This window comes from Streptomyces sp. NPDC057654, from assembly GCF_042800135.1.
Taxonomy (GTDB): Bacteria; Actinomycetota; Actinomycetes; order Streptomycetales; family Streptomycetaceae; genus Streptomyces.
Genome location: NZ_JBHVHQ010000129.1, coordinates 1 through 14,088 on the forward strand (window position 1 = coordinate 1; position 14,088 = coordinate 14,088).

The following is a 14,088-nucleotide window of genomic DNA, read 5'->3' on the forward strand; positions in this document are numbered from 1 at the left end:
GGACCCGCGCCGAGTGGGCTCACGCCTCGTCGTCGACCCAGCTCATGAGCTTGCGGAGCTTCTTGCCGGTGGTCTCCAGCAGGTGGTCCTCGTCGGCCTTCTTGTACTCGTTGTACTTCGGCAGACCGGCGTTGTACTCCGCCATCCAGTTCTTGGCGAAGGTGCCGTCCTGGATCTCGCCGAGGATCTTCTTCATCTCGGCCTTGGTCTGGTCGTTCACGATCCGCGGGCCGCTGATGTAGTCGCCCCACTCGGCGGTCTCGGAGATCGACCAGCGCATCTTCTCCAGGCCGCCCTCGTACATGAGGTCCACGATCAGCTTCAGCTCGTGGAGGCACTCGAAGTACGCGATCTCGGGCTGGTAGCCCGCCTCGACCAGGGTCTCGAAGCCCGCCTTGACCAACGCGGACGCGCCGCCGCACAGCACGGCCTGCTCGCCGAAGAGGTCGGTCTCGGCCTCCTCGGTGAAGGTCGTCTTGATGACGCCGGCGCGGGTGCCGCCGATGCCCTTCGCGTAGGAGAGGGCGAGCGCCAGGCCGTCGCCGGCCGGGTCCTGCTCGACGGCCACGATGCACGGCACGCCGCGGCCCTCCTCGTACTGGCGGCGGACCAGGTGGCCCGGGCCCTTCGGGGCGACCATGGCGACGGTGACATCGGCCGGCGGCTTGATGAAGCCGTAGCGGATGTTGAGGCCGTGGCCGAAGAAGAGGGCGTCACCCTCCTTGAGGTTGTCCTTGACGGACTCCTCGTAGACCTTGGCCTGGATCGGGTCCGGCACCAGGATCATGATCACGTCGGCCTCGGCGGCCGCCGCGGCGACGGGGACCACGCGCAGCCCCTGCTCCTCGGCCTTCACCTTGGACTTGGAGCCCTCGTGCAGCCCGACGCGGACGTCGACGCCCGAGTCGCGCAGCGACAGCGCGTGGGCGTGGCCCTGGCTGCCGAATCCCAGGACCGCGACCTTGCGGTTCTGGATGATGGACAGGTCGGCGTCGTCGTCGTAGAACAGCTCGGCCACTTCGGGTATCTCCTTGGAACTAGCTGGTTGCCCACACAGTACGTCGGGCTGGGAGCGGTGGGGTCGGGGGTCTCGCGATGCGGTCGGCGCGCCGCGAAACGGGGCCAGGTCAGGCGCTGCGGTCCAGTGAGCGCAGGCTCCGGTCGGTGATCGAGCGGGCGCCGCGCCCTATGGCGATGGTGCCGGACTGCACCAACTCCTTGATGCCGAACGGCTCCAGCATCTTGAGCATGGCGGAGAGCTTGTCGGCGCCGCCGGTGGCCTCGATGGTGACGGCGTCCGGGGAGACGTCGACGGTCTTGGCGCGGAACAGCTGGACGATCTCGACGACCTGGGAGCGGGTCTCGTTGTCGGCGCGGACCTTCACCAGCACCAGCTCGCGCTGGATCGCGGCGTGGTCCTCCAGCTCGACGATCTTGAGGACGTTGACGAGCTTGTTGAGCTGCTTGGTGACCTGCTCCAGCGGCAGCGACTCGACATTGACCACGATGGTGATGCGGGAGATGTCGGGGTGCTCGGTGACGCCGACGGCGAGCGAGTCGATATTGAAGCCGCGGCGGGAGAACAGGGCGGCGATCCGGGCGAGGATGCCGGGGGTGTTCTCCACCAGGACGGAGAGTGTGTGCTTGGTCATGGGCTCGGTCTCTCTTCTTCTTCGGCCTGCTTCGGCGCGGTCCCGGCGGTTCAGTCGTCTTCGTTGTCGCCGAAGTCCGGGCGGATGCCCCGGGCGGCCATGACCTCGTCGTTGGAGGTCCCGGCGGCGACCATCGGCCAGACCATCGCGTCCTCGTGGACGATGAAGTCCACGACGACGGGGCGGTCGTTGATGGAGTTGGCCTTCTCGATGACCGCGTCGAGCTGGTCCGGGCTCTCGCAGCGCAGCCCCACGCACCCCATGGCCTCGGCGAGCTTCACGAAGTCCGGGACGCGGGTGCCCTGGGTCTCGGCGGAGCTGCTGCCCACGTTGCAGCTGAGGCCGGCGTTGGTCTTGCCGTTGTGCAGGACGGTGTTGGAGTAGCGCTGGTTGTAGAAGAGGGTCTGCCACTGACGGACCATCCCGAGCGCGCCGTTGTTGATGATCGCGACCTTGATCGGGATGTTGTTCAGCGCGCAGGTGACCAGCTCCTGGTTGGTCATCTGGAAGCAGCCGTCGCCGTCGATGGCCCAGACCGTGCGGTCCGGCCGGCCGGCCTTGGCGCCCATGGCGGCCGGCACCGCGTACCCCATGGTCCCGGCGCCGCCGGAGTTCAGCCAGGTCGCGGGGTGCTCGTAGTCGATGAAGTGGGAGGCCCACATCTGGTGCTGGCCGACGCCGGCCGCGTAGATGGTGCCCTCCGGGGCCAGCTCGCCGACGCGCTGGATGACCTGCTGCGGGGAGAGACTGCCGTCCTCGGGCAGGTCGTAGCCGAGCGGGTAGGTCTCGCGCCACCGGTTCAGGTCGCTCCACCAGGCCCCGTAGCGGTCCTGGGCGGCGGCCCCGAGGTGGTCCTCCTCGTGCTCGGCCTGGACGGCGACGACCAGGTCGGCGATGACCTCGCGGGCGTCCCCGACGATCGGGACGTCGGCGGCGCGGTTCTTGCCGATCTCGGCGGGGTCGATGTCCGCGTGCACGATCTTGGCGTGCGGGGCGAACGAGTCGAGCCTGCCGGTGACCCGGTCGTCGAAGCGCGCGCCGAGCGCCACGATCAGGTCGGCCTTCTGGAGGGCGGTGACGGCCGTGACGGCGCCGTGCATGCCGGGCATCCCGACGTGCTGCGGGTGGCTGTCGGGGAACGCGCCCAGCGCCATCAGGGTGGTGGTGACGGGCGCGCCGGTCAGCTCGGCCAGCACCTTCAGCTCGGCGGTGGCATGGGCCTTCAGGACGCCGCCGCCGACGTACAGCACCGGGCGCCTGGCCTCGCTGATCAGCCGGGCGGCCTCGCGGATCTGCTTGGCGTGCGGCTTGGTGACGGGGCGGTAGCCGGGCAGGTCCGTCTGCGGCGGCCAGACGAAGGTCGTACGGGCCTGGAGGGCGTCCTTGGCGATGTCGACGAGGACCGGGCCGGGGCGGCCGGTGGAGGCGACGTGGAACGCCTCCGCGATGGTCTTCGGGATCTCGGCGGCGTCGGTGACCAGCCAGTTGTGCTTGGTGATCGGCATGGTGATGCCGCAGATGTCCGCCTCCTGGAAGGCGTCCGTGCCGATCGAGGCGGAGGCGACCTGGCCGGTGATGGCGACGAGCGGCACCGAGTCCATGTGGGCGTCGGCGATCGGGGTGACGAGGTTGGTCGCGCCGGGGCCCGAGGTGGCCATGCAGACGCCGACCTTCCCGGTGGCCTGCGCGTATCCGGTGGCGGCATGGCCCGCGCCCTGCTCGTGGCGGACCAGGACGTGCCGGACCGTCGCGGAGTCCATCATCGGGTCGTACGCCGGGAGGATCGCGCCTCCGGGGATGCCGAACACGGTGTCGGCGCCGACCTCCTCAAGCGAGCGAATGAGGGACTGCGCGCCCGTGACGTGCTCGACGGCGGTGGGCTGCGCCCCGCCGGAACGGGCTCGCGGCTGCGGATGGTGGGCCCCGGTGGCCTGCTCGGTCATCGACATTCTCTTCTCGAAGATGAGGGATTTGGGGGGATCTGCGAGGTGTCAGTGCAACAAAAAACCCCTCGTGCCGTGAGGCAAGCGAGGGGAGCGCGCCGGGAGGAGTCCGCAGGGCCTTTCGTGGTGGCCCTGCTCAGCCGACGCGCTTTCCAAGTACGAGAATTCGGGTGCGCATGGGACTGACCTTCTCCCTGTCGCCCCGAAAGTGTCAAGTGGGTGGGACAGGGGTCTCATTATGTGAGCGCAACGACGGGTGCGCGAGCGACCCCGCGCCCCGCGAGGCGCCCGCCCTGACCGGCAGCGGAGCACCGATCAGCGCGTGGTTCCGCTCATCGGGAAGCTCGGTCCACAGCCCGCCCGGCACCGGGTAGTCGCCGCGCTCCAGGGCGCGCCGCAGCCGGTGCTCGTCGAGCGGCCCGGAGAAGGCCATGCCCAGGCCGTGCGTGCACCCCATGGCGCGCAGCGCGCAGACCTGCTCGGGCCGGTCCACGCCGTCCGCCACCGACTGGAGGCCGAGGTCGGCGGCGATCCGCAGCAGCCCGGAGGTGATCTTGTGCAGCCGGGCGGACTCGACGACGCCGTCGACCAGCCCGCGGTCCAGCTTGACCACGTCGATGGGCAGCCGCCGGAGCGCGCTGATGGCCGCGTACCCGCTGCCGAAGCCGTCGAGGGCGATCCGCATGCCGAGCCGGCGCAGCGCCACCAGGCGGTGCTCCAGCTCGTCCAGGGGCACCCGCGGGTCGCCCCCGGACAGCTCCAGGATCAGCGCGCCGGACGGCAGCCGGTGCCGGGTCAGCAGCGCCTCGACGCTCTTGGGCGGCAGCGCCTTGTCCATCAGCCGGCTCGCGGACAGCCGTACGAACACGGGCACGCTGTGTCCCGCGCGGTACCGCTGCGCGGCCTGCTCCACCGCCTCCTCCAGCATCCAGCGGCCCAGCTCCGCGATGCGCGCGCCGCCGCCACCGCCCCGGCCGTCGTCGGCGGCCCGCATGAACTCGGCCGGGGTGAACAGGATGCCCTGGGCCGACCGCCAGCGGGCCTGGGCGCCCACCGCGGTCACCCGCCCGCTGCCCAGCTCCACGACGGGCTGGTGCAGCAGGGCGAACTCGCCCTCGTGCAGCGCCGTGCGCAGCCGCGTGGCCAGCTCGGCGCGGCGCACCACGTCGGCCTGCATCTGCGGCGCGTACATCTCGACGCGGCCCTTTCCGGCCTGTTTCGCGCGGTACATCGCGAGGTCGGCGTTGCGCATCAGCTCGCCGGGGGTGGTCCCCGGCTCGGCGAAGGCGACGCCGATGCTGGCGGCGACGCGGACCTCCGTGCCGCCCTCGACCTTGTAGGGCTGGGAGAGTCTCAGCCGCAGCCGGTCGGCGATCTCGTGCATGCGGAACTCGCGCGCCGCGTGGTCGCGGGTGCCGTCGCCCAGGATGAGCGCGGCGAACTCGTCGCCTCCGAACCGGGCCGTGCTGTCCCCGGCCCGTACGGACTCCTGAAGGCGACGGGCCGCGCTGACCAGCAGCTCGTCGCCTGCCTGGTGCCCGACGGTGTCGTTCACCGCCTTGAAGCCGTCGAGGTCGATGAAGAGCACGGCGGTGCCCGCGTCCGTGGCGCGGCGGCCGCTCAGCGCCTGCTTGACCTTTCTCGTGAACAGCGCCCGGTTGGGCAGGTCGGTCAGCGGGTCGTGCTCGGCGTTGTGCTGTAACTGGGCCTGGAGACGCACCCGTTCGGTGACGTCCCGGCTGTTGAAGATGAGGCCGCCGTGGTGGCGGTTGACCGTCGACTCGACGTTGAGCCAGTCGCCGGTGCCCGACCGGAAGCGGCACTCGATACGGGTGTTGGGCTCCTCGGCCGGCGGCGCGGCGAGGAACCGGCGCACTTCATGCACCACCCGGCCGAGGTCCTCGGGGTGTATCAGCGACGCCAGCTCGGAGCCCATGAGTTCGTCCGCGTCGCGGCCGTAGACGCCCGCCGCGGCCGGGCTCACGTAGCGCAGGATCCCGGTGGGCGCGGCGATCATGATGACGTCGCTGGAGCCCTGCACCAGCGAGCGGAAGTGGTTCTCCTTGTGGGCCAGCTCCTGGGTGAGGGAGATGTTGTCCAGCAGCATGATGCCCTGCCGGACCACCAGGGCCAGCACGACCGTACAGCCGGTGAAGAGCACGACGCGGTCGATGCGGCGGCCGTCGAGGACGTTGTACAGGATGCCCAGGGTGCAGACGGCGGCGGCGAGATAGGGCGTGAGGGCCGCCAGGGAGCCCGCGATGGGCCGTCCGGAGTGGTGGGTCACCCGGCCCGGCGACGGGGGCTGCGCGGCCTCGTCGCGGGCCACCCACGGCGCGTACGCCATCAGCATGGAGCCGGCGAACCAGCCGGCGTCGAGGATCTGCCCGGAGCGGTAGTGCTCCCGCAGCAGCGGCGAGGTGAACAGCGCGTCGCACAGCACGGTGAGGGCGAGCGCGGCGATGGCGGTGTTGATGGCCGACCGGTTGGCGGACGAGCGGCGGAAGTGCAGCGCCAGCACCATCGAGACCAGCACGATGTCCAGCAGCGGGTAGGCGAGCGAGAGCGCCGCCTGGGCCACGCTCTCGCCCTGGAAGTGCGCGGTGTGGGCGAGCGCGAGGCTCCAGGACAGTGTGAGCAGCGAGCCGCCGATGAGCCAGGCGTCCAGGGCCAGGCAGACCCAGCCCGCGCGGGTGACCGGCCGCTTGGCGAGCACCAGCAGCCCGACGATGGCGGGCGGCGCGAAGAGCAGGAAGCAGAAGTCGGCGAGGGACGGGCTCGGCACGGGCTCCTTGAGCACGACCTCGTACCACCCCCAGACGGCGTTGCCGAAGCCGGCCATGCCGGAGGAGGCCGCGAACAGGAGCCAGGCGGGTCGAAAGCGGCTGCTGCGCCTGCGCCAGTACCAGAAGCAGGAGGCGGAGGCGAGCACGGCGGCGCCGCTGAGCCCGAAGTCGCCCATGGCCAGGGCGGCTTCGGGCGACCCCCAGCCGAATGCCGCGCCCGTGGCGTAACCGCCGCAGACGAGGGCGAGGAGGAGCTGCGGCAGCAGCCCCGGCCCGCCGCGCGCCGGCTGCCGGGGCAGTGCCACGCCCGAGGCGGCGCTCACCGCGCGGCCGTCCCGCGTCGCGCGATCCGATCCGCCGCGCGGCAGTGTCGTGATGGGTGAACGCTGTGCGTCGGGTGGTTCGTCCATAGGCCGTGCATCGCCCGTCGCCCCCCTTGAGTTCCGGTCCTTCGCTGCCGCCGTACGGTGCTCGGCGCAGCCCCCGCTCGGGACGATACACCAGACTCGTCACTCAGGGACATAGCTTATCTACACAGCGTGACTACCAGCGGGGTTACGGATACCGGGTGCATGCGGACGGTACCTGTGCGTGGCCTCACGTGGCGGTCGCCACGACGTTTCGCACCGGATCTCCTTGCGCGAACCGCCGCAGCTGATCGCGGAGGATCTTCTTCGCGCGCGGCTCGAAGGCCGACGACGGACCGCCCACGTGCGGCGTGACGAGCACGCCGGGCGAGCTCCACAGCGGGTGCCCGGCGGGCAGCGGTTCGGGGTCGGTGACGTCCAGCGCGGCCCGCAGCCGGCCGCTGCCGGTCTCGGCCAGCAGCGCCCCGGTGTCGACGATCTTGCCGCGCGCGATGTTGACGAGGAGCGCGCCGTCCTTCATGCGCCCCAGGAAGCCGGGGCCGGCGAGGTGGCGGGTCTCCTCCGTCAGCGGCGTCGCGAGGACCACGACGTCGGCGTCGGGAAGGAGTTCGGGCAGGTCGGCGAGGGCGTGCACCGGCCCGCGCGCGGTGGTGCGGGCGGAGCGCGCGACGCGTGTCACGCGCTCGCACTCGAACGGCGCGAGCCGGTCCTCGATGGCGCTGCCGATCGAGCCGTAGCCGACGATGAGCACGGTCTTGTCGGCGAGCGCCGGCCGGAACTGCTGCCGCCACTCCCCCGCGTCCTGGGCGCGCACAAAGTCCGGAACGCCGCGGAGGGAGGCGAGGATCAGGGTCAGCGCGAGCTCCGCGGTGCTCGTGTCGTGCAGGCCGCGGGCGTTGCACAGCCGCGCGCCCGCCGGGAGGCCGGGGACCGCGGGCAGCATGTGCTCGACGCCCGCGGTCAGCGTCTGCACCACCCGTACCCCCGTCATCTCCGGCAGCGGCCGCAGGCACACGTCGGGCGCCTTGAGGTACGGGACGGCGTAGAACGCGCAGCGCGCCGGGTCGGTGGGGTACTCCGCCTCGCCGTCCCACTGCGCGTAGTCCAGCCCCTCGGGGAGTCCGTCGATCTCCGCGGCCGGCAGCGGGAGCCAGGCGAGCGGGCGGGCAAAGCCGTTGTCATCTGCACTCATGACATGAGGCTATGCGAAACGGCCCGGTCGGCAGAGGTTAGTTTGGGTGGCCGGGAACGGGAGGGGTAAGGCCAGGTGGAGCGCAGGAGAATCGGCGCGTCGGCGCTCGAAGTGGGCGCGATCGGCCTCGGCTGCATGCCCATGCACTGGGCGTACACCGCCTCGCAGCAGAGCGGCGAGAGCGCGCTGCGCGCCGTGCACGCGGCGCTGGACGCGGGCGTGAACCTGCTGGACACCGCCGACATGTACGGCCCGTTCACCAATGAGCTGCTGCTGGGGCGGGTGCTGCGGCAGCGGCGCTCGGACGTGTTCCTCTCCACCAAGTGCGGGCTGCTGGTCGGCGAGCAGCACATCGTGTCCAACGGCCGCCCCGGCTATGTCAAGCGCGCCTGCGACGCGTCGCTGCGGCGGCTCCAGACGGACGCGATCGACCTGTACCAGCTGCACCGGCCGGACCCCGAGGTGCCGATCGAGGAGACCTGGGGGGCGATGGCGGAGCTGGTCGCGGCCGGCAAGGTCCGTTCGCTGGGGCTGTGCGCCGTGGGTGCGCGGGCGCACCGGCGGTCGGGCGGCGGTCTGTACGACACCACGATCCGTCAGTTGGCGCGGCTCCAGCAGATCTTTCCGGTCAGCTGTGTGCAGGCGGAGCTGTCGGTGTGGTCGCCGGAGGCGCTGGACGCGCTGGTGCCGTGGTGCGGGGCGCGCGGCGTCGGCGTGCTGGCGGCGATGCCGCTGGGCAACGGCTTCCTCAGCGGGACGCTCACGCCGGGGCAGGGGTTCGAACCGGACGACGTACGGGCCCGGCATCCGCGCTTCACGGCCGAGATGATGGCCGCGAACCAGCCGATCGTGGCGGGGCTGCGGCGGATCGCGGAGCGGCACGGGGCGACGGCGGCGCAGGTGGCGCTGGCGTGGGTGCTGGCGCAGGGCCCGCATGTGGTGCCGGTGCCGGGGACGAAGAAGGAGCGGTGGGCGGTGCAGAACGCGGGCGCCGCCGGACTGCGGCTGACGCATGAGGATTTCGCGGAGATCTCGGCGCTGCCGCCGGTGCGCGACTCCTGGGTCTGAGCCGCGTTCGAGTGGGCCGTCGGGCAGGAGGTGTTCGGGGGCGCACGCCGGAGCGTGTCGCGGAGGCGCGGCTGGCCCGTACGGACCCGTAGGGAGAGGTCGGAGCGGGATGCGGGACGGGCCCGGGTGTGTCCCGGTGTATAAGGAACAGGACCGCGCCCCGGCGCACCGTCCCCGGCGAGAGGAACCCACCGTGCGACGTCCCACCGTCACCGCCGCGCTGGCCACCGCCTCCCTGCTGCTCGCGGCGGGCTGCTCGTCGGGGGGCGACGGTTTCCCCGGCGAGCGGAAGGCCACCGGCGCCGACGGCGGCAAGTCCCCGTCGGCGAACGGCTCTTCGGCCCCGGCCGCGGCCCCCGCGCCCGCCAAGGGATCGGTGCGGGTGGAGCGTACGGTCGCGACGAAGCTGAAGTCCCCGTGGGGGCTCGTGCCGCTGCCCGGCGGCGACCTGCTGGTCTCCTCCCGCGACACCGGGAAGATCGTCCGGGTGGGGGCCGAGGACGGGAAGCAGACGGAGCTGGGCACCGTGCCGGGCGTCGCGGCGGCGGGCGAGGGCGGCCTTCTCGGCCTCGCGCTCTCCCCGGACTACGCCTCGGACCACATGGTGTACGCCTACTTCACCACCGACTCCGACAACCGCATCGCGCGGATGCCCTATGACGAGAAGAAGCCGGCCGGCAGCCGGCTCGGGGCCCCGAACACGGTGTTCCGGGGCATCCCGAAGGGCTCCAACCACAACGGCGGGCGGATCGCCTTCGGCCCGGACCGGATGCTCTACGCGGGCACGGGCGAGAGCGGGCAGCGCGAACTGGCGCAGGACGAGAAGTCCTACGGCGGGAAGATCCTGCGGATGACGCCCGACGGCCGCCCCGCGGAGGGCAACCCCCGCCCCGACTCGGTGATCTACTCCCTGGGCCACCGCAATGTGCAGGGCCTCGCCTGGGACGCGGACAAACGGCTGTGGGCCAGCGAGTTCGGCCAGGACACCTGGGACGAGCTCAACCTCGTCGAGCCGGGCAAGAACTACGGCTGGCCGGTGGTGGAGGGCAAGAGCGACAAGAGCGGCTACGTACCGCCGGTGGAGCAGTGGAAGACCTCCCAGGCGTCCCCCAGCGGCCTCGCCTACGCCAAGGGCTCCCTGTGGATGGCCGGCCTGCGCGGCGAACGCCTGTGGCGCATCCCGCTCAATGGCGCGCGTCCGGTAGCCGACCCCCAGTCGTTCCTGGAGAAGAAGTACGGGCGGCTGCGCACGGTCGTACCCACGGACGACGGCGGCCTGTGGCTCATGACGAGCAACACCGACGGCCGCGGCGACCCGGCGAAGGAGGACGACCGCCTCCTCCGCCTGAAGATCAGCTGACCCCGGCGACCACCCATGTGACCTGGGCAGATGTGTGCCGCCTGGCGCGCCCGGCCCAATTGACGGCACCCCGTCTACAATGTATGGGGGGCCGTCAATCCCACGGGGGTTCAGATGTTCAACGTCTTCGAGGCCATCTTCGCTCCGGGCCGCAAGCACACCGATGAGGAGCGCAACCGCCTTGAGCTGACCCGCGAGGACGTCGGCGACGGCTCATCGGGCCACGGCCCGATAGACCTCGACTCGGGCCACGTCGTCATCAAGCCGCAGCAGGACTGACCGGGTACGGATACGGGCACGGGCCCGGCCGGAAGCGCCGCCCGCGCCTCAGGCGTTCTCCGGAGCGCCGAACAGCCGCAGCCGGTGCGCCAGCGCGCCCGCCTCGCCGCGCCCGGACACCTCCAGCTTCGCCAGGATGTTGGAGACGTGGACGCTCGCCGTCTTCGGCGATATGAACAGCTCCGCGGCTATCTGCCGGTTGCTGCGCCCCGCCGCGACGAGCCGCAGCACATCGCGCTCGCGCGGGGTCAGGCCGAGCGACTCGGCCGGATCGGCGGGGCGGTCCGGGGCGGCGGGCTTCACCGCGGACTGCGCGGCGGGCGGCCCGTCGAGCGGGAGCCGGGCGCGGGCGGACAGCTGCTCCAGGTCCTCGCGCAGCGGCCGGGCGCCCAGCCCGACGGCGGCGCCATGGGCCCGCGCCAGCAGCCCGGCCGCCTGATCGCGGGCCGTGCCGCCGCCCTCGGCGAGCAGCGCCTCGGCCCACCGCTGACGAGCCCGCGCCAGTTCGTACGGTCGCTCCAGCGGCTCCAATGCGGTGGCCGCCGCCATCCAGCGCCCGGAGTCGCCGCCGCCTTCCGCGCGCCCGATCTCGGCCTCCAGCAGCAGCGCGTAGGCCCGCCAGAGCGGTACGGACTGGGCGAGCCCCTTCGCCGCCCGCTTGATCCTCCGCAGCACCTCCGCCCGGCCCGCCTCGGCCCGCGGCAGCCCGCGCGCGTCGGCCTCGGCAGTGGCGGCGGCGAGCAGCAGCGGCCAGGCGTACTGCCCGGCGGTGGGCGGGAGCCCGGCCGTCAGCACCTCGTCGAGCGCCGCCCGGGCGTCGTCGATGCGGCCGCGCACTGCGGCGAGTTGGAGGGCGAAGCGGGCGACGACGAGGGTGTACTGCGGCTGCGGGTCGTGGCTGCCGTAGCGCTCGCGGGCGACGGCGAGTTCGCGCTCGGCCGCCGTCCAGTCGCCGCGGGCCAGCGCGATCTTGGCGAGGCGGCTGGCGGCGCTCCCGAGCGGCTTGGCGCCCTGCGCGAGACGGCGGGCCTCCAGCGCGGCCCGCTCCGCCTCGTCCCAACGCCCCAAGGCGTACAGCGAGTCGGCCTGATTGGCGTACGCCCAGGCCCGGGCGTCGGGCAGCCCGAAGCCGGTCAGCACCTCGATGCCCTCGGCCGTCGCCTCGACGGCCTCCGCCGACCGGCCCGCGCCCTCCAGGGCGGAGGCCAGGTTGATGCAGCAGCGCCCCAGCATGCCGACGTGGCTCAGCACGCCGGCGCGGCCGAGCTCGACGACCCGGTCGCGGACCGCGCGCATCTCGGCGAGGCCGCCTTCCACGTCCCCGGCCTCGGCCGTGAGACCGCCCAGGGTGAGGCGCGCGTTCAGCTCGATGCCCTCCGCGCCGACGAGCCGGGCGAGCTCGACGGCGCGCTCCGCCATGGAGAAGGTCTCCGGGCCGGGGGTGTGGGTCGCGTCCAGGGCCGCGGTCAGTGCGAGCACCTCGGCGTGTACGGGGGACGGCGGCAGTCCGCGCACCAGCTGCCGCGCCCGGTCCAGCTCGGCCCGGCCGTCGCCGCGGGCCAGCCCCTCCGTCAGCTTGGCCCTCTGGTTCCAGAACCAGGCGGCCCGCAGCGGGGCGCGGTCCTCGTCCAGCTCGCGCAGCGCCCGTTTCAGGACGGCCAGCGCGCGCTCCTGCTCCCCCGACAGATTCGCGGCGACGGCGGTCTCGGCCAGCAGGTCGAGGTGGCGCAGCGCCTCGCCGTCGCCGTCGCGGGCGGGGTAGCCGTCGGCGTGATCGATGGGGCTCTGCGCCGCGCGGACCTCCGCCGGGGCGATCTCCCACAGCTCCAATGCCCGTTCCAGAAGCCGCAGTTGCTCGGCGTAGGCGTATCTGCGCCGGGAGTGCGCGGCCGCTTCGAGCACGGCGGGCAGCGCCTTCGGCGTGTCGTGCGCGTGGTACCAGTAGCTGGCGAGGCGGGCGGGGCGCTCCTCCGCCCGTACGGCCGCGGGGTCGGCTTCCAGGGCGCGCGCGTAGCGCCGGTTGAGGCGGGAGCGCTCGCCGGGCAGCAGGTCGTCGCCGACGGCCTCGCGGACCAGGGAGTGCCGGAAGCGGTAGCCGTCGCCGTCGGGCGTGGGCAGCAGGATGCCGGCGCCGACGGCCGTCCGCAGCGCTTCGATGAGGGCGTCCTCGCCGAGCCCGGCGACCGCGCGCAGCAGCTCGTACTCGACGGCGGAGCCGCCCTCGGCGGCGGCGCGCACCACGCCCTGGGCGTCCTCCGGCAGCGCTTCCACACGGACGAGCAGCAGGTCCCGGAGGGATTCGCTGAGCGGTTCGCCCAGTGCGGCGCGACCGCCGTCGGCGAGGGAGCGGGCCAGCTCCTCCACGAAGAAAGCGTTGCCGTCGGAGCGCTCGAAGACGCGGTCGAGCAGCGGACGGCCGGGCCGGGAGCCGGTGATCCCGGCGAGCTGGTCGCCCACCTCGGCGCGGGTGAAGCGCGGCAGCTCGATGCGGCGCACGGTGCGCATCCGGTCCAGCTCGGCGAGGAAGGGCCGCAGCGGGTGGCGGCGGTGGATGTCGTCGGAGCGGTAGGTGGCGACGACGACCAGGCGGGCGCGGTCCAGGGAGCGGAAGAGATAGCCGAGGAGCTCGCGGGTGGAGCGGTCGGCCCAGTGCAGGTCTTCGAGGACGACGACGAGGGTCCGGTCGGCGGCGAGCCGCTCCAGCAGCCGGGCGGTGAGCTCGAAGAGCCGGGCCCGGCCGTCCTCGCCGCGCGCTTCGCGGGCCGTCTCGCCCAGCTCGGGCAGCAGCCGGGCCAGCTCGCCCTCCTGCCCGGCGGCGGCCTCGGCGAGGGCGTCCCCGAGCTGTCGGCGCAGGGCGCGCAGGGCAGTGGAGACGGGGGCGAACGGCAGTCCGTCGGCGCCGATCTCGACGCAGCCGCCGACCGCGGTGACGGCGTCGGCCGCACGGGCGGCGGTCAGGAACTCCTCGATGAGGCGGGTCTTGCCGACACCCGCCTCGCCGCCGACGAGCAGCGCCTGCGGCTCGCCCGCGGCGGCGCGGCCGAGCGCGTCGGCGAGCCCCGCGAGTTCCGCGGCGCGGCCGACGAACACCGGGCTGACAGAGGTGATCCGCACATCGCCGAGCATCGCACAGCCCACTGACATCGCGGCCGGCCGAGCGTCCGGCCGCTCACGCGGCGGCCCGGCGCGCGCCGGAACCGTCCCGTCGGACCGTACGGCGCGATCGCCCCTGCCCCTGCTCCTCGTCGCGCCCGTCCTCCGCGTCGCGGCGGCGGGCTTCCTTGAGGAGGCGCTGCCGGGCGGCCTCACGGCGGAGTTCGGCGGCGCGCCCCTGGTGCGTTTCGTAGTGGAACATCGTGGTCTCCCTGGTGGGACGGTTTCTCGCGGTACGAGAAGCGTCGTCCCCCAGGGAGACCCGGCGCATCGGGAGAGTGCCGCAT

The 14,088-nt window shown here is 72.9% G+C and carries 10 protein-coding genes; 3 read left to right on the forward strand and 7 right to left on the reverse strand.

All coding sequences use genetic code 11. The annotated features are described in order from the left end of the window. Window positions 1-19 precede the first annotated feature (19 nt). The 5 genes from ilvC to ACFU99_RS13180 form a co-directional block, all read right to left on the reverse strand. Window positions 20-1,018: a ketol-acid reductoisomerase gene (ilvC, locus tag ACFU99_RS13160; RefSeq protein WP_384390150.1), complete on the reverse strand. Its 999-nt coding sequence runs from the start codon at window positions 1,016-1,018 to the stop codon at window positions 20-22. Window positions 1,019-1,127: 109 nt separating this feature from the next. Then, complete coding sequence (gene ilvN / locus ACFU99_RS13165) at window positions 1,128-1,652, reverse strand: acetolactate synthase small subunit (protein WP_384390153.1); 525 nt, start codon at window positions 1,650-1,652, stop codon at window positions 1,128-1,130. Between the two features lie 50 nt (window positions 1,653-1,702). Next, the gene (locus ACFU99_RS13170; RefSeq protein WP_384390156.1) at window positions 1,703-3,601 is read right to left on the reverse strand and encodes an acetolactate synthase large subunit; all 1,899 of its coding nucleotides are present in this window, start codon (window positions 3,599-3,601) and stop codon (window positions 1,703-1,705) included. Between the two features lie 205 nt (window positions 3,602-3,806). Continuing rightward, window positions 3,807-6,791 (reverse strand): putative bifunctional diguanylate cyclase/phosphodiesterase, encoded by a 2,985-nt coding sequence (locus ACFU99_RS13175; RefSeq protein WP_384390159.1) that lies wholly within the window; start codon window positions 6,789-6,791, stop codon window positions 3,807-3,809. A gap of 187 nt (window positions 6,792-6,978) precedes the next feature. Further along, entirely contained in the window at window positions 6,979-7,941 is a 963-nt protein-coding gene (locus ACFU99_RS13180) for a 2-hydroxyacid dehydrogenase (RefSeq protein WP_384390161.1), read from the reverse strand. 75 nt (window positions 7,942-8,016) lie between these two features. Between ACFU99_RS13180 and ACFU99_RS13185 the strand changes: the two genes are divergently transcribed. From ACFU99_RS13185 to ACFU99_RS13195, 3 genes are all read left to right on the forward strand, one after another. Further along, on the forward strand, window positions 8,017-9,009 hold the full coding sequence (locus ACFU99_RS13185) for an aldo/keto reductase (RefSeq protein ID WP_384390164.1): 993 nt from the start codon (window positions 8,017-8,019) through the stop codon (window positions 9,007-9,009). Between the two features lie 193 nt (window positions 9,010-9,202). Then, window positions 9,203-10,369, forward strand: coding sequence for a PQQ-dependent sugar dehydrogenase (locus ACFU99_RS13190; protein ID WP_384390167.1), 1,167 nt, complete (start codon window positions 9,203-9,205; stop codon window positions 10,367-10,369). A 114-nt stretch (window positions 10,370-10,483) separates the two neighbouring features. Next, entirely contained in the window at window positions 10,484-10,648 is a 165-nt protein-coding gene (locus ACFU99_RS13195) for a DUF6191 domain-containing protein (protein WP_384390170.1), read from the forward strand. Between the two features lie 48 nt (window positions 10,649-10,696). On the opposite strand, the gene ACFU99_RS13200 is transcribed toward ACFU99_RS13195, so the two are convergent. Both ACFU99_RS13200 and ACFU99_RS13205 read right to left on the reverse strand, forming a co-directional pair. Beyond that, complete coding sequence (locus ACFU99_RS13200) at window positions 10,697-13,774, reverse strand: AAA family ATPase (protein ID WP_384390175.1); 3,078 nt, start codon at window positions 13,772-13,774, stop codon at window positions 10,697-10,699. A gap of 43 nt (window positions 13,775-13,817) precedes the next feature. Next, on the reverse strand, window positions 13,818-14,088 hold a 271-nt coding region (locus ACFU99_RS13205; RefSeq protein ID WP_384390173.1), incomplete at its 5' end, for a hypothetical protein.

Coding starts and splice junctions, on each gene's coding strand:
- ACFU99_RS13180 (WP_384390161.1), bottom strand. CDS start 7,941: ATGAGTGCAGATGACAACGGCTTTGCCCGCCCGCTCGCCTGGCTCCCG.
- ACFU99_RS13200 (WP_384390175.1), bottom strand. CDS start 13,774: ATGCTCGGCGATGTGCGGATCACCTCTGTCAGCCCGGTGTTCGTCGGC.
- ACFU99_RS13175 (WP_384390159.1), bottom strand. CDS start 6,791: ATGGACGAACCACCCGACGCACAGCGTTCACCCATCACGACACTGCCG.
- ACFU99_RS13170 (WP_384390156.1), bottom strand. CDS start 3,601: ATGTCGATGACCGAGCAGGCCACCGGGGCCCACCATCCGCAGCCGCGA.
- ilvN (WP_384390153.1), bottom strand. CDS start 1,652: ATGACCAAGCACACACTCTCCGTCCTGGTGGAGAACACCCCCGGCATC.
- ACFU99_RS13195 (WP_384390170.1), top strand. CDS start 10,484: ATGTTCAACGTCTTCGAGGCCATCTTCGCTCCGGGCCGCAAGCACACC.